12 protein-coding genes and 4 tRNA genes are annotated in these 19860 nt (G+C 70.4%); 10 read left to right on the forward strand and 6 right to left on the reverse strand.

The features are described from left to right. From AB0J72_RS57050 to AB0J72_RS57060, 3 genes are all read right to left on the reverse strand, one after another. On the reverse strand, positions 1-781 hold a 781-nt coding region (locus tag AB0J72_RS57050), incomplete at its 3' end, for a histidine kinase dimerization/phosphoacceptor domain-containing protein (protein WP_363417058.1). 107 nt (positions 782-888) lie between these two features. After that, positions 889-1443 (reverse strand): hypothetical protein, encoded by a 555-nt coding sequence (locus AB0J72_RS57055; protein WP_363417061.1) that lies wholly within the window; start codon positions 1441-1443, stop codon positions 889-891. Between the two features lie 109 nt (positions 1444-1552). Beyond that, a complete protein-coding gene (locus AB0J72_RS57060; protein WP_363417064.1) occupies positions 1553-3043 on the reverse strand; it encodes a DUF1996 domain-containing protein in 1491 nt (496 codons plus the stop codon). A 411-nt stretch (positions 3044-3454) separates the two neighbouring features. Here AB0J72_RS57060 and AB0J72_RS57065 point away from each other — a divergent pair, with 411 nt between their 5' ends. Then, on the forward strand, positions 3455-9880 hold the full coding sequence (locus AB0J72_RS57065; RefSeq protein WP_363417067.1) for an RHS repeat-associated core domain-containing protein: 6426 nt from the start codon (positions 3455-3457) through the stop codon (positions 9878-9880). Between the two features lie 48 nt (positions 9881-9928). On the opposite strand, the gene AB0J72_RS57070 is transcribed toward AB0J72_RS57065, so the two are convergent. Next, positions 9929-10408: a hypothetical protein gene (locus tag AB0J72_RS57070; protein WP_363417070.1), complete on the reverse strand. Its 480-nt coding sequence runs from the start codon at positions 10406-10408 to the stop codon at positions 9929-9931. A gap of 244 nt (positions 10409-10652) precedes the next feature. Between AB0J72_RS57070 and AB0J72_RS57075 the strand changes: the two genes are divergently transcribed. After that, positions 10653-12350, forward strand: a complete 1698-nt coding sequence (locus tag AB0J72_RS57075; RefSeq protein ID WP_363417073.1) for a hypothetical protein — start codon at positions 10653-10655, stop codon at positions 12348-12350. 39 nt (positions 12351-12389) lie between these two features. Here the strand turns inward: AB0J72_RS57075 and AB0J72_RS57080 are convergent. Further along, positions 12390-12465: transfer RNA gene (locus AB0J72_RS57080), tRNA-Gly, on the reverse strand. 83 nt (positions 12466-12548) lie between these two features. Between AB0J72_RS57080 and AB0J72_RS57085 the strand changes: the two genes are divergently transcribed. The 8 genes from AB0J72_RS57085 to AB0J72_RS57120 all read left to right on the forward strand — a co-directional run bounded on the left by AB0J72_RS57085 (position 12549) and on the right by AB0J72_RS57120 (position 18849). Next, on the forward strand, positions 12549-13595 hold the full coding sequence (locus AB0J72_RS57085; RefSeq protein WP_363417091.1) for a CapA family protein: 1047 nt from the start codon (positions 12549-12551) through the stop codon (positions 13593-13595). A 100-nt stretch (positions 13596-13695) separates the two neighbouring features. Beyond that, positions 13696-13768, forward strand: a tRNA-Gly gene (locus AB0J72_RS57090). A 17-nt stretch (positions 13769-13785) separates the two neighbouring features. Continuing rightward, positions 13786-13856 (forward strand) — tRNA-Cys (locus tag AB0J72_RS57095). Between the two features lie 36 nt (positions 13857-13892). After that, positions 13893-13964, forward strand: a tRNA-Val gene (locus tag AB0J72_RS57100). A 595-nt stretch (positions 13965-14559) separates the two neighbouring features. Beyond that, positions 14560-14880 (forward strand): antibiotic biosynthesis monooxygenase, encoded by a 321-nt coding sequence (locus tag AB0J72_RS57105; protein ID WP_363417076.1) that lies wholly within the window; start codon positions 14560-14562, stop codon positions 14878-14880. Next, positions 14877-15833, forward strand: coding sequence for a hypothetical protein (locus AB0J72_RS57110; RefSeq protein ID WP_363417079.1), 957 nt, complete (start codon positions 14877-14879; stop codon positions 15831-15833). The genes AB0J72_RS57105 and AB0J72_RS57110 overlap by 4 nt, the downstream gene beginning before the upstream one ends. After that, positions 15826-16434 (forward strand): DUF6879 family protein, encoded by a 609-nt coding sequence (locus AB0J72_RS57115; RefSeq protein ID WP_363417082.1) that lies wholly within the window; start codon positions 15826-15828, stop codon positions 16432-16434. The genes AB0J72_RS57110 and AB0J72_RS57115 overlap by 8 nt, the downstream gene beginning before the upstream one ends. Before the next feature lie 186 nt (positions 16435-16620). After that, positions 16621-18849, forward strand: a complete 2229-nt coding sequence (locus AB0J72_RS57120; RefSeq protein ID WP_363417085.1) for a tetratricopeptide repeat protein — start codon at positions 16621-16623, stop codon at positions 18847-18849. On the opposite strand, the gene AB0J72_RS57125 is transcribed toward AB0J72_RS57120, so the two are convergent. After that, positions 18846-19860, reverse strand: a 1015-nt coding sequence (locus AB0J72_RS57125) for a formyltransferase family protein (RefSeq protein WP_363417088.1), incomplete at its 5' end; no start/stop codon positions are given. The two genes, AB0J72_RS57120 and AB0J72_RS57125, sit on opposite strands and share 4 nt — an antisense overlap.

The following is a 19860-nucleotide window of genomic DNA, read 5'->3' on the forward strand; positions in this document are numbered from 1 at the left end:
TGGTGAGGTCCTGGTCGGGCACGTCGAAGCGCATCTCCTGGAGCAGTTCGCGGGCCTGCCGGGCGGCCGCGGTCGCGCCCGCGGCGACGGTGGTGGCGAGGTGCTCGGCGAGCGCCGGCTGCCGGCGCAGCGACGACGGCAGCGCCAGCGCCGCCAGAGACACCCCGCGCAGCGTCTTGGCCACCGAGTCGTGCAGCTCGCGGGCGAGCCGGGCCCGCTCGGAAGCGGCCGCCGAGCGCTGCGCGGCCACCAGGAGGCTGGTGGACAGCTCCAGGTGGCGGGCGAGGGCGGTGGTCGCGACGACCGCGCCGAGCCCGGCGAGGGCGCCGGCCATGGGGAACGCGACGACGAACGCGGCGATCTCCGCCGGCGGGTCGCTGCGGCGCAGCACCTCGGCGGTGACCGCGAAGCTGAGCGCGGCGTGGCCGACCCACACCGGCAGCGCCCGCATGCCGAGCACCACCCCGGCGAGCCCGCCGGCGCCGGCGGCGTAGCAGAAGTACGCGATGCCGCCGCGGCTCACCGCCAGGACCACGAACACGAGGGCGAGGTCGGCGGCGACGACGAGGGCCGGCCGGGCGACCAGTCCCGGCCACCGGGCCAGGGCGCCGAGCTGCGCGGCGGTGGCGACGGCGACGAACGTGAGGACCGCGATCACCGGGCCCGGGTCGTCGACGAGCAGCAGCCCGGCGGCGGCCGCGCTCATCGTGGCGGCGGCGCGCGCGATGAGCACCGCCCGGGTCAACGCCGCCGCGGCGATCTCCCTGCCCGCCGAGTGCACCACTGAACGCTACTTGCCGGGCGCCCCGCCACCGAACCCCCGGCACGGCGCCTAAGCCGGATTTCAGCCAAAGTTGATCAGCCGAAAAGCGTCGGCCGGCCGGTCCGTCAGGCGATCGTGACGACGTCGAGGTCCGGCGCGGGGGTGTCGTCGTTGAAGAACGTCAGCCGCAGCTCGCCGGCGGGCAGCTCGGCGGTGAACTGGAACGACCGGGGCACGGTCCAGGCCGGGCCGGTCACCTGGAACGTGCGCGGCGCCGCCCCGTTGACCCGGACCTTCACCGAGCGCGGGCCGTCCACCTCGTACCCCACCGTCACCGTCCGCGACCCCGCCGAGGGCAGGACGGCGCGGACCTCCAGGGTGCAGGTGAAGCACAGGTAGCGGACCCGGGCGCCGCCGTGGCAGGTGCCGCACGCGGTGACGGCGGCGCCGCCGGTCAGCCGGTTGCCCGGGTCCTCGGCCTCCACGACGATCGGCGCGAAGCTCGCCGGCGCGCTGCCGGGCACGGCCGCCGAACCCCGTACAGGAGGCGCTGAAACGACAGGCGCCTCGTCGGCCGTGTCCCGGTCCGGGGCGATCAGCGGCGGCACGAGCACCGTCGCCGCAGCCATCCCGGCCGCGACCACCGTCACACCCAGCCACTGCCCCGGCCGTCGGCTCACCTGCACGCCACACCCCCGGACGGGACCCTACGGCACGCGTCCGGACAGCCGGCGGCGCCGCCGTCCTCGGTCGTGGACGGCGGCGCCGGGCGCCCTGAAGGTCGGGGGGTCAGGGCAGCAGGTAGTTCTCGTTCAGCACGTACGGGGCCGGCTGCTGGTCATCGCGGCCGTCGTGCCCCCGCGGGTCGCACTGCCGGGCCGCCACGATGCACCCGTCGACCATCGCGGCCAGGGTCCGCTCGTCCCACGCGTTCATGAAGTCGTAGTGGAACGTGGGGCCGGCCCCGCTGGCGAAGCGCACCTTCGACATGTCGCCGTTGACCGGCCAGGCCATCTTGAACTCCAGCTTCGGCACCGCGACCGGGTGGCTGTCGGGGCAGACCCAGCCCGACGCGGTGTGGCTGTCCACCGGGTACACGATGTGGCTCTGGTGGTCCGGCGAGTCCAGGTGCAGCCCGTCCCAGCAGCTCGGCGCCTGGTACCGGATGTTGAGCTTCACGTCCCGCGCCGAGGAGCAGGTCAGCGGGATGTTCTTGTTCTTGTAGCTGTTGCCGCACTCGAAGCCTTCCTCGGTCGCGGCGAGGAACTTGTCGGCGTCGGTGTTCTTCGCGTTGCCGACCACGAACCGCAGCCCCTTCGGGAACGGCCGGACGCTGCGGTAGTCGGTCACGCCGGCCTTGTAGTAGATGACCTGCAGCCCTTCCGGGTTGACCGGGGTGTCGCCGTTGAACAGCGTCGGCATCCAGTACGCGGACAGGTCACCCTTGGCCTTGCAGGTCGTCTGGCCCTTGCCCAGCGACTCGATGGTCGTGTTCGCGTTCGTGGTGGTGTTGCCCATGAACGTGTGCAGGTGCGAGGCGCCGGGCAGGCCCGGGAACACGATCGGGTCGTCGCCGAGGTTGGTCCGGCTGACCGAGCAGTTCGCCTGGAACTCGTGGAACCCGCCCTTGTTCGGCGGCACCTCGTGCGACGGCTTCACGTTCCGCACCGGGTTGGGCGCGTCGATCCAGCCGGTGCCACTGGGGCTCGCCGTGCTGCCGCCGGTCGGGGCCGTCGTCGACGGCGGATTCACGGTCGCGGTGGCCGGTGCCGAGCCCGACCCGTACACCTGGAACTCCCACAGCGAGAAGCCGTATCCGCTGGACCGTTTGGTCCCGAACATCCGCACGTGGCGCGCGAGGCCGCTCACCGCGAGGTTCTGCACGCCACCGGTGCCGGTCGTGGTGGTGTACGCCGTGCGCCAGTTCGTCCCGTCGACGGACAGCTGCACCTCGAACGCGGTCGCGTGGGCCCGTTCCCAGGTGAGCACCACCCTGCTGACGGCCACCGGGGCGCCGAGGTCGACCTGGACCCACTGCGGGTCGCTGAACGCGCTGGACCACCGGGTCTTCGGGTCGCCGTCGAACGCGGCCTTCGCCGGGTACCCCTGCCCCTCCAGCGACGACGCCGTCGCCGGCTTGCCCTGGGACAGCGGCTTGTCGTCCGCGCTCGCCAGGTGCAGCGGCCCGGTCGCGAACCAGCCGAGGAACCCGGCCAGCGCCACCGCGATGCCCGCCAGGACGAACAGCCGCGACCGCGGCGTGCGTCGAAGGGATGTCATGCACGTCTCCTGAGTCGGCGTCCGGGTGCCGCCGCCCGGCACCCACCGGCGAGGACGCTAACCGCGCGGCCGCCCCCGCGCCTGAGCACAAAGACCCAGATGGGGCCCAGACGGGACGGGACGGGCGGCGTTGAGGGTACGGGTAGGCGCGTGAGAGCGGCCTGCGGGAAACTGCGGTGCGATCCATGATCGTGGATCGCGAGTCCGGAGCCCCGGCACCGTCGCCGGCGTGCTCCGGCTGTCCTGGTCGCTCTCGTTGAGGAGTGCTCCATTGGTGCCTTTACCTCGCACGGGCCGCACGCCGCTCGTGACATCCACGGCGGCGCTGCCGCCGGTGCGCCTGCACAGCGGGGGGCAGGCGCACCTGACCTCCCTCCCGGACGCCGGACCCGGACGGCGGGTGGCGGTCGCATGAGCCCGCGTCTGAGGGGGCCGGCCGTGCGCAGGGCCCTGCTGTGCGTGGTCGCGGCCGCCCTGGCCGGGGCCGCCGGTGCGCAGGCACCGGCGTTCGCCGCGCCGGCGAAGCGCATCGCGCCGCCCAAGCCGGTCGCGTCGGTGCCCGGCTCGTACTCGAAGCCCGCGGCCGCGCCCGCCGCCGCGGGTTCGTTCACCCGCCCGCCGGCGACCGTGCGCTGGCCCGCCGCGGTCAGCGCCGACGTGACGCTGGGCTCCGGCGACCTGTCCACGGCCGTCGACGCCGAGGCCCGGCAGGGCACCGCGGTCCCGGGCACCCCGGTGCGTCTGGCCGGCGCCATGGTCAGCGGCAAGGCGGCGGCCCTCGCCCAGCGCGCCGGCCGCGACCCCGGGTCCGTGCGCGTCGACGTGCTGGCCCACGACGCCGGCGCGGCCGCCGGCCGGCCCGTCGTCGTGCGGCTCACCCGCAGCGACGGCACGGCGGCGACCGGCGGCACGGTGCGGTTCGGGCTGGACTACACCGCGTTCCGTGAGGCGTACGGCGGCGACTGGTCCTCCCGGCTGCACCTGGTCAGCCTGCCCGAGTGCGCGCTGCGCACCCCGGACGCGCCCGGCTGCCGGCCCACGGACCTGGCCGCCAGCAACGACACCGGGACCGGCACGATCAGCGCCACCGTCGCGCTCACCGGCGGCGGCACCGGCGGCGGGGTCGCGTCGATGAGCGCGAGCACCCAGTCCGCCGCGGCCGGGGCGCTGGTGGCGCTCGCGGCCAGCCCCCAGACGACCAACGGCGGCGGCGACTACGCCGCCACCCAGATGTCGCCGACGAGCAGCTGGTCGGCCGGCGGCCAGAGCGGCGGCTTCACCTGGACGTACCCGATCAAGACCCCGCCGCAGATCAGCGGTCCCGCGCCGGGCGTCGGCATCGGCTACGACTCCGCGGGGATGGACGGGCTGACGGCCGCGTCCAACAACCAGCCGTCCTGGGCCGGTGACGGGTTCGACTACAGCCCCGGGTTCATCAGCCGCAACTACGTGTCCTGCGCGGACGACGGCAAGGCCGGCGTCGGGGACCTCTGCTGGGGCACCGACAACGCCAGCCTGACGATGCCGGGGCACTCCGGCGAGCTGCTGCAGCTGTCCACCAACCCGGACGTCTGGCGGCTGCGCAACGACGACGGCACGAAGGTCGAGCGCAAGACCGGCGCCACGAACGGCGCCCGCAACGGCGAGTACTGGGAGGTCACCACGCCCGACGGCTGGGTGTACAGCTTCGGGCTGAACCGCCTGCCGGGCTGGACCAGCGGCAAGCTGACCACCCAGTCGGTGTTCACCGTGCCGGTCTTCGGCAACAACGGCGGCGCCACCCCGGAGCCCTGCTACAACGCCACCTACGCCAACGCGTGGTGCGACCAGGCGTACACCTGGAACCTCGACTACGTGCTGGACCCGCGCGGCAACACGATGTCGCTCTGGTACGGGCAGGAGACCAACCACTACGGCCGTAACAACACCGCGAGCACCGTCTCCACGTACACCCGCGGCGGGCACATCGACCACATCCTGTACGGCACCCGCAAGGAGGCCGGCACGGAGAGCTTCTACACCGCCGGCTACGCGCCGGCCCAGGTCGTGTTCGCCACCGCCGAGCGCTGCGAGACGCCCGGCGCGACGTGCGTGCAGAGCACCCCGTCGAACTGGCCGGACGTGCCCTGGGACCAGCAGTGCGACTCGACGTCGTCCTGCCCGAACGCGCTGGCGCCGTCGTTCTTCACCCAGAAGCGGCTGGCGTCCGTCACGACGCAGGTCTGGTCCGGCACCGGCGTCACCTACCGTGACGTCGAGCGGTGGACGCTGAACACGAGCTTCAAGACCCCGGGCGACGGCCGGCCGAAGCTGCTGTGGCTCGACGGCATCCAGCACACCGGCCTGGAGACCGGCCCGGCGAACAAGATCGACCTGCCGAGCGTCACGTTCACGCCGGTGTCGATGGGCAACCGGGTCGACACGTCGCCGACGAAGAACCCGATCCAGCGGCTGCGGCTGTCCTCGCTCACCACCGAGACCGGTGGCGAGATCGCCGTCACCTACTCCGCGCCCGACTGCGTGGTGAACACCCGGATGCCGGCGTCGCCGGACACCAACACCCTGCGGTGCTTCCCCGTGTACTGGACGCCGTACGGCACGACCACCGCGACGTTCGACTGGTTCCACAAGTACGTCGTCACCGCGGTGGCCGTGACCGACAAGACCGGCGGGCTGCAGCCGAAGGTCGGCAGTGTCACCAGCTACCAGTACATCGGCGACCCCGCGTGGCACTACGACGACAACGAGCTCGTCCCGTCGGCGCACAAGTCGTGGGGGCAGTGGCGCGGCTACGGCAAGGTCCGCACGCTGCTGGGCCAGGCCGACACGCCGCAGATCCAGACCGACACCGTCTACTTCCGCGGCATGCACGGCGACAAGACGCCCACCGGCACCCGGTCGGTGCAGATCCCGGCCGACCCGGACTTCGGCGGCGCCGCGATCAACGACGAGGACTGGCGCAACGGGATGACCCGTGAGGTCATCCAGTACAACGGGGTCGGCGACACCGCCCCCGTGGTCGGCAAGGCCCTGCAGGCGCCGTGGGAGTCGGGCCCGACGGTCACCCGCAACCGCAACAGCGTCGTCGTGAACGCCTACCTGACCGGTGTGCGCTCCTCGACGCAGAAGGTCGCGCTCGACGGCGGCCGCGGCTGGCGGACCACCACGTCCACGAACACGTTCGACACCGAGACCGGGCTCAGCAACCCGATCGGCCGGGTCGTCAAGGTCGACGACACCGGCGACACGGGGGTCACCGGCGACGAGCGGTGCACCCGCGTCACGTACGCCACCGACACCGGCGGGACGATCCGCACCGCGGTGGCGCAGCAGCAGGTCGTCGCGGCGCCCTGCGCGACCGCCAACCCCGACCTGAAGACGCTGCTGGTCGCCGACACCAGGACGTGGTTCGACAACGCGGGCAGCTTCGACGGGGTCGTCTCCAAGGGCGACGCCACCCGCACCGAGCAGGCGTTCAACGACGCCGCCGGCAACGTGGTGTACCGGGCGGTGAGCGTCGACACGTACGACAAGTACGGCCGCACGCTGACCACGACCGACGCGCTCGGCTACACCAGCAGCACCGTCTACACCCCGGCGAGCGGGTCGCAGGCCACGTCGATCGCGTACACCAACCGCAAGACGTGGACGCGGACCGACACCGTCAACCCGGCGTACGGCAACATCACGTCCGCCGTCGACGCGAACGGCCGCCGGTACGACCTCGGCTACGACGCGCTCGGCCGGATCACCGACGTGTGGGAGCCGGGGCGGCCCAAGACCGGGACACCGACGCGGAAGTACGCGTACGTGGTCGGCGGCGTCACCGCCATCACGTCGACCGCGACGTCCGTGCTCACCCCCGACGGCACCGGGTACAACACCTCCTACCAGCTGTTCGACGGCCTGCTGCGCAAGCGTCAGACGCAGGTGCCGGCGGTCGGCGGCGGGGTCGTGCTGACCGACACCATCTACGACTCGCGCGGGCTGGCGGTGCAGAGCAACAACCCGTACTTCCAGGCCGGTGTCTCGTGGGGCAACCTGTTCACGCCGCCCTCGCCGACCCCCGGCCGGGTGATGACCACGTATGACAACGCGGGCCGGCCGACGGTCGCGGCCTACCAGGCGGACGGTGTCGAGAAGTGGCGCACCACCAGCGCCTACGGCGGTGACCACGTCGACACGACCGCGCCGGCGGGCGGCACCGGAACGTCGATCTGGACCGACGCCCTCGGGCGGCAGACCCAGCTGTGGCAGTTCCACGGCACCGCGCCCACCGGCGTGAAGGACGTCACCACCAACCTGTACGACGTCCGCGGCAACCTCGCGCAGGTCACCGACAACGCCGGCACGCAGTGGAAGTACACCTACGACGTGCGGCACCGCAGGACCAAGGTCGTCGACCCGGACCGCGGCACGCTCGACTTCACCTTCGACGACCTCGACCAGCAGGTCACCTCGTCCGACGGCCTCGGCACCGTGCTGACCTCCGTCTACGACCAGCTGGGCCGCAGGACCGACCTGTACCAGGGCACCGTCGCCACCGGTACGCAGCTCGTGCACACCGTCTACGACGAGATCGTGAAGGGGCAGGAGAGCACCTCGACCCGGTACAGCGGCGGCCGCTCGTACACGACGAAGACCCTGGAGTACAAGGCCGGCACCTACCTGCCGACGAAGACGTCGGTCACCATCCCGGCCGCCGAGGGCACCCTCCTCGCCGGCGAGTACCAGACCACGATGACGTACAACCCCAACGGCAGCATCGCCACCATGACGATGCCCGCGGTCGGTGGCGGCGGCGCCGGTTCACAGCCGGCGGAGACGCTGACCTACGAGTACAACAGCCTCGGCCTGGCCACGACGCTGTCCGGGCTGAACACCTACGTCACCGCGACGGCGTACGACTCGTTCGGCCGGATCAGCGCGACGCTGTACAACAACGGCGGGCCGAAGAACCTCGCCCAGATCTGGTCTTACGACCCCGGCACCGGCCAGACCCTCGAGCACGGCGTCTACGACAACGACACCTTCGCCGTGTACCAGGACTCCTACTACGGCTACGACAACAGCGGCAAGATCACGTCGGTCAAGGACCAGACGGCGCAGTACGGTGCCGGCCCCGACGACAACCAGTGCTTCCGCTACGACCACCTGCAGCGGCTGACCAACGCGTGGACCCCGTCGAACGGCAACTGCTCGACGGACCCCACCACGGTCGCGTTCTCGGCGCTGGGCGGGCCCAGCCCGTACTGGCAGGCGTGGACCTACGACAGCGCCGGCAACCGCGCCACCCAGAAGGACCGCACCGCGGCCGGCGACACCACGGCGACGTCGACCTACCCGCTCCCGACGGCCGCCCGGCCGCACGCGGTGACGAAGCTGACCACGCAGCCACCGACCGGCGGCTCGACGGTCAACAACTACACCTACGACACGGCCGGCAACACCGTGAACCGCAACCTCAGCGGCGCCGCCGGGCAGGTCCTCAACTGGGACGCGGAGGGCCGGATCAGCTCGGTCACCGGCGGCCCCGGCGCGGCCTCCTACGTGTACGGGCCGGACGGTCACCGGCTCATCGCCCGGGACACCTCCGGCACGACGCTGTACCTCGGCGGGCAGGAGGTCCACATCTCCCCGACGAACCAGGTCACCACGACCCGCTTCTACGGCAACGGCGCCGTCCGCACCACCGGCGCGGGGCTGATGTGGGTCACGTCCGACCCGCACGACACCGGCGAGCTGACGTTCAACGCGGCGACCCTCGCGAAGACCCAGCGCCGCACCACGCCCTTCGGCCAGCTCCGCGGCGCCACCGTCAGCTGGCCGACGACCCGCGACTTCGTGGGCGGCATCGACGACCCGACGGGCCTGACCCAGGTCGGCGCCCGCCCCTACGATCCGCTGCTGGGCCGGTTCGTCGCGGCCGACCCGATCTTCGACGAGGGCAGCCCGGTCTCGTACAACGGCTACGGCTACGCGGACTACTCGCCCCTGTCCACCTCCGACCCGACCGGCATGTACCACGACCAGGAGCAGCAGTCCACGACTCCGGAGATCTCCGCGTCACAGGACGAGACCGTGGTCGAGCACGGCGTCAAGAAGCACCGCCGCTACCACTACCGGCGGGTCTGCAAGTCCGCCGGCGGCTGCCGGGTCGGGGTGTCCGTGTGGGCGATGGAGAAGGTCATCGAGGACGAGGAGATCATCCCGCAGAAGGGCTTCAACTTCGAGGGCGACACCGACACGACCCCGGGCGAGCCGGCCGGCGGCAACTCCCAGGTCCCGGTGACCATCTGCGGCACCAACAGCACCGTCATCCTGACCGGCACCGACACCAAGGCCACCGTGACGGTGGACCTCAACGGCGCCGAGACGACCGCCACCATCGACACGACCAACACGCACCAGTGCCGGGGAGACATCGGCACCGGCTACCACTGCTACGTGACCCCGCCGGACCCCGGGACCGTCGGCAGGTGCAAGGCCATCGGCCTCGCGGTCGTGGTCAGCGGTGGGGGCTCGATCTGCTACGGCCAGGACTCCCGCGGCTGGGGCGTGTGGGCCAGCGGCAGCTCGACCGAGGGCGCCCAGCTGAGTGCGGGCGTGAGCGACCAGGTCTTCTGGTCCGACGGCGACATCAGGGACCAAGCAGGCGAGTTCGACACGGTGGAAGGCGGTGCCTGGGTCGTCAGCGGCTCCTACTCGTGGGGCAAGAACGTGGAAGGTGACCGGGACGTCCACTCGGCGACCGTCGGCTACTCGGCCGGCAAGGGCGGCGGCGCCGGGATCGGCAAGAGCAACACCTGGATCCTGTTCCATCACGACAACTGCTGACCGGTGATCGGGGCGCCCGCCGAGCCACGGCGGGCGCCCCGATCCGTCTCACCCGGGATGCCTGCGGGCGCTGAGCGCCACGAGCAGGGCGACCACCCCTCCGGCGGGGAACAGCAGGCCGAGAAAGCCGAAGATGTTGCGGTTGTTCGCCGGTGTGTCCTGCGGGCCGACGTTCAGGTGGTCGCCAACGACACGAACGGGCGCCCCGCGGTACAGCGTCACCCGCACCGGGTGGCCCGTCACCGCCGGCACCTGCTGGGAGATCGTGATGTCCATGCCCAGGGCGTGCCCGTCGACGTCGACCTCCACCCTGTCCCGGGTGATGCTGGTGACTGTGCCGTCGAGCTCGGCCCGGCACTTCGCCTGCGTGAACACCTGGCTCGGCGCGCACGGCGGGGCGGTGCGGCGCTGCTGGTCCTTGATGTCGCTCTGCCATGCCAGCAGGAGCAGGCACCCGCCGAGGAGCAAGGTCGCCACCAACGTCAGGACCGCGTGACGAACGGACATCGGCGCCCTTACAAGTTTCATCGCCCCATTATCAGCCAGTCCCCAGCCGGCACCACTGCGCGTTTTCCCACCGCCGGCCTCGACCCTGGCCGCGGCCTCGGCGATCCTCGCGGCTGGCGCCTGGGCACTGCTGAGACGTCTGCGGTGAGGTCCGGGCGCCAGGACCGGACAAGCACCGTGTAACCGCCGCAAAGCGGCCGGGTGACGCGCCGGGGTTTCCGCGTTCACCTGCGGGTGAGGCGGGTGGCGGGGCAACGTCGGAGGGGTGGAGCACGCAACTGGGGTGAGCCGGCGCGGCGTCCTGCTGGCGGCGGCCGGAGCCACCGCGGGAGCCGCCCTGCCGGCGCCGGCGTCGGCGGCCGCGAAGCCGTTGCTGGCCGTCAGCATGGCGACGCACATTCACGGACCGTTCAGTGAGGGACTCGCCAGCTACGCGGCGCACCTGGAGCAGGCCCGCAAGCACAAGGTCGACGTGGTCTGGTGGACCGACCACGACTTCCGGATCGCGGCGGCCGGGCACCGCCAGGCCGTGCACTTCGACGGCACCTCCGAGCCCGAGCACGGGCTCGACTGGACGTGGAAGCAGCACCTCGCCGGCAAGCCCCGCACCCACACCGCCGACTTCGTCGCCGCGCCGCACTCCCCGCGCGACGGCACCGGCAAGGCGCTGCGCCTGAGCGCCACCGGCGACGGCGCGCTGCGCATGGAGGGCATCGCCTGGAACGCGATGGCGAACGCTTGCGTCGCCGACACCACCCTCACCCTGGACGTGCTGCCCGAGCAGCTCGCCGGCGGGTCGCTGACGCTGGAGATCCAGCTGTCCAACCAGCCGGGCAAGGGGGTGCTGCGGCTGCGGTACGACATCTGCGGCGGGACCAAGGTCACGCACAAGGCCGACAAGGCGGTCGGCACGGTGACGCGCCCCGTGAAGGCGGGCGCGTGGCAGTCGCTGACGTTCGACCTGTGCGACGACATCGCGGCGCTGTGGCCCGACGTCACCGCCGGCGACAACGCCCTCACGGGGCTGGCGCTGGAGGTCCGGCAGGCCCGGTTCGTGGTCGACCGGCTCACCTTCGACCGCGCCCGCCGCGCCGGGCAGGCCGGCGAGCAGCTGCGCGCCGAGGTCATCGCCGCGGTCGCGAAACGCTACCCGGACGTCACCCAGTTCCGGGCCCTCGAGGTCTCGATGGTCAGGCACCTGAACTGGTTCGGCGGCGACCTGGCCTTCCCGCCGTTCCCGAGCCCGCCGCTGCGCGACAACGACCCCGACCTGACCGGGTCGATGGTCCGCCGCCTGCACGCCCACGGCGGCCTCGTCTGCTGGAACCACCCGATGGACGTGGCGAAGCGCGACGAGCTGGCGAAGCTGATCGTGACCCGGGGCGCCCTGGGCGCCGACCTCGTCGAGATCGGCCGGGACCCGGTCGAGGACCTGCTCTGGGTGTACGACGTCGCCGCCCGCAACTGCGTCTTCTTCACCGCTCTGGGCAGCAGCGACGACCATGACGCCACCGACTGGGCGGCCAACGAGGACCACTTCGTCAGCCACGTCTGGTCCCCGTCGAAGGGCCGCGCCGATCTGCTGCGCGCGCTGTCCGCCGGGGCGGCCTGGTTCACCGACCTCGTCTCGTTCCGCGGCGCCCTCGACCTCCGCGTCGGCGGTGTCTCCTACATGGGCGCGGTCCTGGTCGGCACCACACCGGTGAAGGTCGACGTGACGGCGACGAAGCTGCCGAAGGGCGCGAAGCTGGAGGTCGTCACCGGCAAGCTCGGAAGCGGCCTCACACCGTCCACGAAGATCACGGCCGACACGTCGGTGCTGCTGCAGCCCGGCACCTACGTGCGCTCGCAGGTCCGGCTCAAGGACGGCACGCTCGCGGGCGTCTCGAACCCGCTGTGGTTGCTGGCGAAAGCGCCTTCCACACCGATCCCGGTGGCTCGGCGGCGGGCGTTGCCCTACTGAATCGTCGTTCTTAGACGACGGTCCTTGAACGGTGTTTCTTGGAGCGGACGACGAGATTCGAACTCGCGACCCTCACCTTGGCAAGGTGATGCGCTACCAGCTGCGCTACGTCCGCGTTGCTGGTGAAGACTCTAGCGCATCGTCGCGCGGCGTTCACCGAGGGGGGCGGTCACCCGATAGCGTGACTCCGTGAGACGCATGATGTTCGCGGCGCCGCTGCTGCTCATCGCCGGTTGCACGGCCACCGCGGCGCCCTCCGCCCCGGCGCCGTCGTCCGCCCCGGCGCCCGCCGCGCCGACTTCGGCCTCCCCGTCGCCCACCCCGGTCGACCTGACGCTCGCCTTCGCCGGCGACGTGCACTTCATGGACCGGACCGCCAAGCTGCTCGCAAACCCGGCGACCGCCTTCGGCCCGATCGCGTCGCAGCTGTCCTCGGCCGACCTCACGATCGTCAACCTGGAGACGGCGATCACGTCCCGCGGGACCGAGGAGCCGAAGACGTACCACTTCCGCACCACACCCGTCGCGATCGAGGCCCTCAAGGCGGCCGGGATCGACGCGGTCAGCATCGCCAACAACCACACGCTCGACTACGGCCGGGTCGGGCTGCTCGACACCCTGGACGCCGTCCACAAGGCCGGCTACCCGGCGTTCGGGGCCGGCGCCACCATCGACGAGGCGTACCGGCCCTGGCTGACCACCGTCCGCGGCGTGAAGATCGCCGTCCTCGGCTTCAACCAGGTCAGCGAGCTCGCCTCCAGCTGGGCCGCCGGCCCCGACAAGCCCGGCATCGCCATGGCGTTCGACACCGCCCGCGCCACCGCCGCGGTCGCCGCCGCCCGCGCCCAGGCCGACCTCGTCATCGTGTTCAACCACTGGGGTGACGAAGGCAACAGCTGCGCCAACAGCACCCAGAAGGCCTTCGCGGCCAAGCTCTCCACCGCCGGCGCCGACCTGATCATCGGCTCCCACGCCCACACCCTGCAGGGATCGGGCTGGCTGGGCTCCACGTTCGTCGCCTACGGGATGGCCAACTTCCTCTGGTACGGCACCTCCAAGAGCACCGACACCGGCGTCCTGCGCCTGACCGTCCGGGACCGCAAGGTCACCAAACGGGAGTTCCTGCCCGCCGTCGTCTCCGACACCGGCCAGCCCAAGCTGCTCACCGGCGCCGCCGCGACCAAGCTCAGCCAACGGTACGACAGCCTCCAGACCTGCGCCGGCCTCACCGCACAACCCGGCTGACCCCACCCCGACGCGCCGGATCCGGATACCGGTTTGGCATGACGGTTGGCGGTCGGCTAGAGTTTGCATCCGTCGCCGGGTGCAAGACAGGCCAGGCGGTGCGGACGTAGCGCAGCTGGTAGCGCATCACCTTGCCAAGGTGAGGGTCGCGAGTTCGAATCTCGTCGTCCGCTCGGGAACAAGTGACCACGGTGGGGTGGCCGAGAGGCGAGGCAACGGCCTGCAAAGCCGTGTACACGGGTTCAAATCCCGTTCCCACCTCGGAAAGGCCACACCACGGTGAGGCACCCCAAGCTAGGGCGATTGGCGCAGTGGGAGCGCGCTTCCTTGACACGGAAGAGGTCACTGGTTCAAACCCAGTATCGCCCACGGTCCTGAACGCCCCCTGCTCACGCAGGGGGCGTTCGCCGTTGGACCGTGGATTCCCCGCGCAGGCTTCGCCTGCTCCCCAGTGGGGGAGCTTCGCTCCACCCACACCCCCTCAAGAGCAGGCGCCGCTTGCTCATCGGACGTCGGCTGATCGGATTCGTGGCCGTGCGTGATGCTCAGCTCATGAGGCGATGCGACGGCTGCGGCGGCTCGATGCGGTGGGATCTCTCATCGGTGAGGGCCTGACTGGCGCACACGGAAATGCAACTGCTGGCCGAGCGGCTCGACGCCGCCGGCGCCACACCGAGCGTGACCTGAACGGCGCACCCGGCACGACGGCGAGGAACTCCGGCGGCCAGGGGCTGTCTCGCCCTGGAACCTCGGGGATCCAGACGGATTACGAGGACCCGGACAGCCACAGAATCAACATGACTCCAGAGCCGCCGATCACGAACCAGACGAGCGCCGCCCGCAGCACCGTGCCGAGGCTCGGAGGGCGTTGTGCGTGTCTGGCCACGTCGTCATCATCTCCAAGGCCGGCGTTCGGTACCAGCCCGGTCCGTGCTGGTGCCGAGGAAGACGGAAGGGGCAGGCAATGAGCAGGGGTTTCGCATTGGTCGTCCGGTTCCAGCTCCACGACGACGCGGCGGCGAAGGGGTTCGATGAGCTGGTCGCGCGGACGACTCCGGAGATCGAGCGGCTCGAACCGGGCACGCTGGCGTACGTCGTGCACACCGTGCCCGGCGAACCGCTGGTCCGGGTGTTCTACGAGCTGTACGCCGACCGAGCCGCCTTCGACGCGCACGAGCGGCAGCCGCACACCAAGCACTTCCTGGCCGAGCGGGAGCAGTACACGAGTGGTGTCGACGTGACGTTCATGCAGGCCGAGTCCGGGAAAATGCCGATGCATCCGTGATCACCGAGGAGCCACGCCGCATTCGGCGTCCGCGTGGTCGACCTGCAAAAGCGGCGTTCGGCCGCCCGGTGGGCGGGGTGTGCCGCGGAATGCGACTCGTAGCGGCAAGCGTGGAGCGCTCCTGGGCGCGCATCATGCGGCGGCTGTCGGCCAACGCGGCGAAACACGTCGGTGCCACCGGGCCTCCGGCCGGTCCGCAGGCCATGGACGGCGCAGTGCCGTGTATGGACGGCAAGTGGCTGCCGGCGCCGGACCCGACCTTCGGGGTGGAGTGGCACCAGGTCTGCCACTGCGCAGCGTCACTGGTCTGCGGACGAGCATCCCTGAACGCACCGACCAGCGGGGCAACCGCCGCCGACGAGGCAGCCGCGGTGGTCGCCACCGGTCTCGACGGACCACCACAAGCACCGCAATGCCGATCCGTCGCCACCCGCTACGACAAGGCCACCGCGTTCCACCGGGCGACGGTCACCATCGCCGCGCCACCCGATATGGGTTTGACTTGCACCGATGTATTGCGGATAAAAGGTAGAACAGGGTGCCGCGGTACTTGCAGTCAGCGCGAGGGCGACGGGCATCCAGATCATTACCTATGGGTCCACGTCCTCTCGTTCCGCGCACCGCGAGCAGCTAGTAGCATTACCGAAGGTCAATGCCGTTCCGGCGAATCCTCGGAGGTGGCTGTGGGCGTCGGCTGGGAGCCGGACACCGCGGCAAGATTCTTGCGTCGCTGGGGCAGGTCCCCCGAAGAGTTGAACGCGACCGGTGGCGACAACGGCTGCCCCGACATCTGGGAACTCGACAACGGCGACATTGCGGTTGTCGGCCGTGACCTGACTGACCACTACCGTCCGCTGTTGCCTGCCGATGCAACTGTCGGACCGGGTGAGCGCGTAGTGGTCATCCCACGCCGCACAATGCTGGCCGCGCGTACCGACATCCCAGATGCCTGACCTTCTTGATGGCGTCAACAGCGAGCTGTTGCCGCTAGAAGACTACTTCCCTGCTTTCGACCGAGACTTTTGGTCGATCAAGGAGGGGGATTTCTGGAAACTGGAACGCCAACAGCACTTTCGCGAACCAGGCGATGACAGCTGGCAAGCGTTCGCCGACGGCAACTGGAGCGAGGCGCTGCGGCTGCTGGATGCCCGCCGCGACGACTTTGCCGACTACTACCGAAAGATTGCTGGACACGGCTTCGCCACCTATCGGGTCCGGGTCGTCGAGCAGCCGATCATCCCGTACCTGCAGTGGGAACTGCACCTGCTGCGCGCCCGTGAGCGGACCGGCGCGTTGATCCGGGTCGTCGGCCCCGACAAGATCGCTGAACTAGAGTCAGACGGATTGTTGCCGGAGTTCGCCACGCTCGGCTCGACGCTGCTGTACCAGCCCGTCTACGACGAACACGGCGTCCTGTGCGCGGGCCGCAGATTCCGCGACCGCGGCCTGGTCGACCGCTGCCGACGACTTACTCGGAGACTCTACGACGAGGGCGAACCCTTGGCCTTATTCTTCGACAGGGAGATCTCCCCACTGCCCCCACCGACACCCTGACCCCGTCGCCGTATGTCTGCCACATCCCCAGGTCCTTCGGCGGAGCCACCAGGTCATCTCAACCGATTTGATGCCGGTCAATCTTTAGGCGCCATCGTGCAGCCCGGTCATATTCACGGCGCCGGGCACGTCCACCACCCTGAGCCAGAGACCTTTGCGGTCATCCCGTCACAGCTGCCCGGTGACGTGTCCGCGTTCGTCAATCGGCACATCGAACTGGCCACGCTCGACGGGGCGCTCACCGCTGAACGGCACGGATCCCACGCGATGGTTGTCGCGGTCATTACCGGTACCGCAGGAGTCGGCAAGACGTCTCTGGCGCTGCGGTGGTCGCACTCCGTCCGGCACTTGTTCCCCGACGGTCAGCTGTACGTCAACCTGCGTGGCTACGACCCCGGACTGCCCGTCGTAGGCGGTCAGGTCCTCGCCCGGTTCTTGCGTGACCTGGGCGTCCCCTCGGCGGCGATCCCTGCTGAGGTCGACGACCGAGCGGCCCTGTATCGGTCGGTGATCGCCGGCCGGCGTGTCCTGATCGTCCTCGACAACGCCGCGACTTCCGCCCAGGTGCGCCCGTTGTTGCCCGGTACAGACACCTGTCTTACCGTCGTTACCAGCCGCGACCGAATGTCCGCACTTGTCGCCCGCGACGGCGCCGTCCGCGTCGGACTCAACGTGCTGCACGAGGACGATGCCGTTGATTTACTGGGCATCATGACCAGCCGCTACCGAACCGACGACCGGCGCCACGAACTCGTCGAACTGGCACGGCTTTGCGCGCGTCTGCCCCTCGCGCTGCGTGTCGCCGCCGAACGCGCAGCGAGCCGGCCGATGATGCGCCTCGATGAGTTGATCGCCGACCTCCGCGACGAGTCAGCTCTGTGGGAGGCACTCACCCCCGGCGACACTGACGACAGCGACGCCGTACGCACGGTCTTCGCCTGGTCATACCGGGCATTGCCCGAATCTGCCGCCCGCCTGTTCCGGTTACTGGGCCTGCATCCGGGCAACCAGTTCAGCACCGAAGCCGCGGCCGCGCTCGGCAGACACGATCTGCGCACCGCCCGCCGGTACCTCGACGTCCTCGTCGGCGCGCACCTGCTCGACCAGCGGGCACCGGGCCGATATGAGTTTCACGATCTGCTGCGTGCCTACGCCCACGACCAGGCTCGCGACACCGAAGACCAGATGGAGCAGGGAGCCGCGCTGCGGCGAATCGTCAGCTGGTACCTACAAGCGGCGGCCACTGTACTGCGCCACCTGACCGGGTTCGACACCAGCGTGCTGCTCCACTCCGTCCCTGCCGAAGTCGACCCGCCTCTGCCGATGCTGGCGACACCCAACGCCGCGCAGCATTGGTACAACACCGAATGCGACAACCTCGCTGCGGCGACCCGCGCGGCCGCCGACGCGGACCTGCACCCGCTCGCATGGCGACTCGCCGTGGTCCTTGGCCGGATCTGCGCTCTGCAGAACGCCTTCGACGACTGGCTCGTCACTGGCCGCATCGGCCTCACCAGCGCCATCGCGGCCGGTGACCTTGCCGGTCAGGCGTGGACGCACGCGAATCTCGGCGCCGCGTACTTACAGTCCGGCCGCCTCGACGACGCCGCGACGAGCCACCGGTCGGCGCTGGAGATCAGACAACACCTCGGTGACCGTCGCGGTGAGGCAATGTCCCACAACGCGCTCGGGCTGGTCGCGCTGGGCGCCCGACACCTCGACGCCGCCGTGGCGGCCTTCTCTGAGGGACGACACATCGCCGCCGACCTCGACGACGGATACTGGATCGGGAACCTCGACGCCAACCGAGCCCAAGCGCTTCTGGAGCTGCATCGGCACACCGAGGCCGCCCTTCCGCTGGAGGACGCGCTGGAGACGCTGCGCCGGGCCGGCGACCGTTTCGGCGAGGGCAACGCCCTGTATCTCCTCAGCCGGCTGCGACGAGAGACCGGCGATCTCGTCAGCGCCCACGTCAATATCGGCGCCGCAATCACCATCGCCGAGAATGCTGACAACCAGATGTGGCTCGGGCACTGGCTCGTCGAACTCGGCCATATCCAACGCGCCGCCGGTGAACCCGGCCTGGCACTGGAGTCGTACCAGCGCTCTGCCACACTCCAGCGACGCGTCGGCGACCGGATCCGTGAAGCCATCGCCATTGCCGCCGCGGGTGATGTGTACCAGGATCTCGGTCGGTTGGAAGAGGCGGTCGACTTCTACACCGTTGCCGCAGCTGCCCAGCGCGACATGCGGAGCCGATGGCACCATGCGTGCACGCTCGCGTCCTGGGCCGATGCCAGCCAGCGACTGGGCGACACAGAAAATCCAGTGGCCCGCCGCGCGGAAGCCCTGGCGTTGTTGGAGCACTTCCATGACCCTGCTGCGACGGCTCTGCGCGACCGGTTGCAGGGTTAAGCCCGGGACGGCTGATCCGCCTCCGGGGCAGACTCGACAATCCAGATCGGTGTGTCGGCGCACTCCATGCGCAGGCCGTCGGCCTCAGCCAGCGAAGTGCGAACCACGCGCAGGCGTACACCGTCGACCACTCCGACCGGCGCCCGCCCCATGTACGCGAACATCCGCACCTGGTGGTGAATCTGCGCGGCGGTACGGCCCCAGTCGATGCTGGAGAACTCCGGCTCGATGAACCCGGCGTAGCTCGCTCCGGCGTCACCCTGCGGCTTGCCGGGCGCCCCGTCGGCGATCATCGTAAAAGATTCCGTGAGCGCCTCCGCCAGCACGGGCCCCAGTCGCGACCACAGCAGCGCCGGCGTGACCCACTCATCAAGGACGATTCCATCACGTTGTACGAGGGTCGGGCCGGTGTCGAACCCCTCATCCATCCGATGCACCGTCAACCCGATGCTCGGGTCCCCCGCACGGATCGCCGCCAACACCGGCGCAGGTCCACGGTACTTCGGCAACAGCGACGGATGGGCATTGATCGCCCCATACGTCGCCATCTCCAGTACCCGCACGGGCAGCCGCCAGTTGAAGCCGTGCACAACCACCAGATCCGGCCGGTAACCGACGAGTTGACGGGCCAGTCCATCGCCGCTCGCCGGCACCAGAAGGTCGATCTCGTCCGGCAGTCGGGTCACGATCGTTGAAAGCGATTCGACCATCCACGCGTCAACTGGTGAACGGGGACGCATCGACCGCGATACCACGTATGCAACCGGTTCATGGCCCGCCGCCAGGCACGTGTCGCGCAGTACATTGAACTGCTCAGCCCCGCTGGCGGCGAGCACCACGCGCATAGGTTCGGGCATCGGTTCACCATATCGGGCCACGCCAAACGGCCTCGCGACTGTGGCCGGCGCGAGCACGTCGCCACCACCGTCGCCGCGGGCGCGACCGCGGCCGCCCGGGCCCGCGAACTGCTCCAGGAGATGCGCTTCGACGTGCCCGACCAGGACCTCGCCG

The organism is Dactylosporangium sp. NPDC049742, assembly GCF_040674675.1.
Classification (GTDB): Bacteria; Actinomycetota; Actinomycetes; order Mycobacteriales; family Micromonosporaceae; genus Dactylosporangium; species Dactylosporangium maewongense.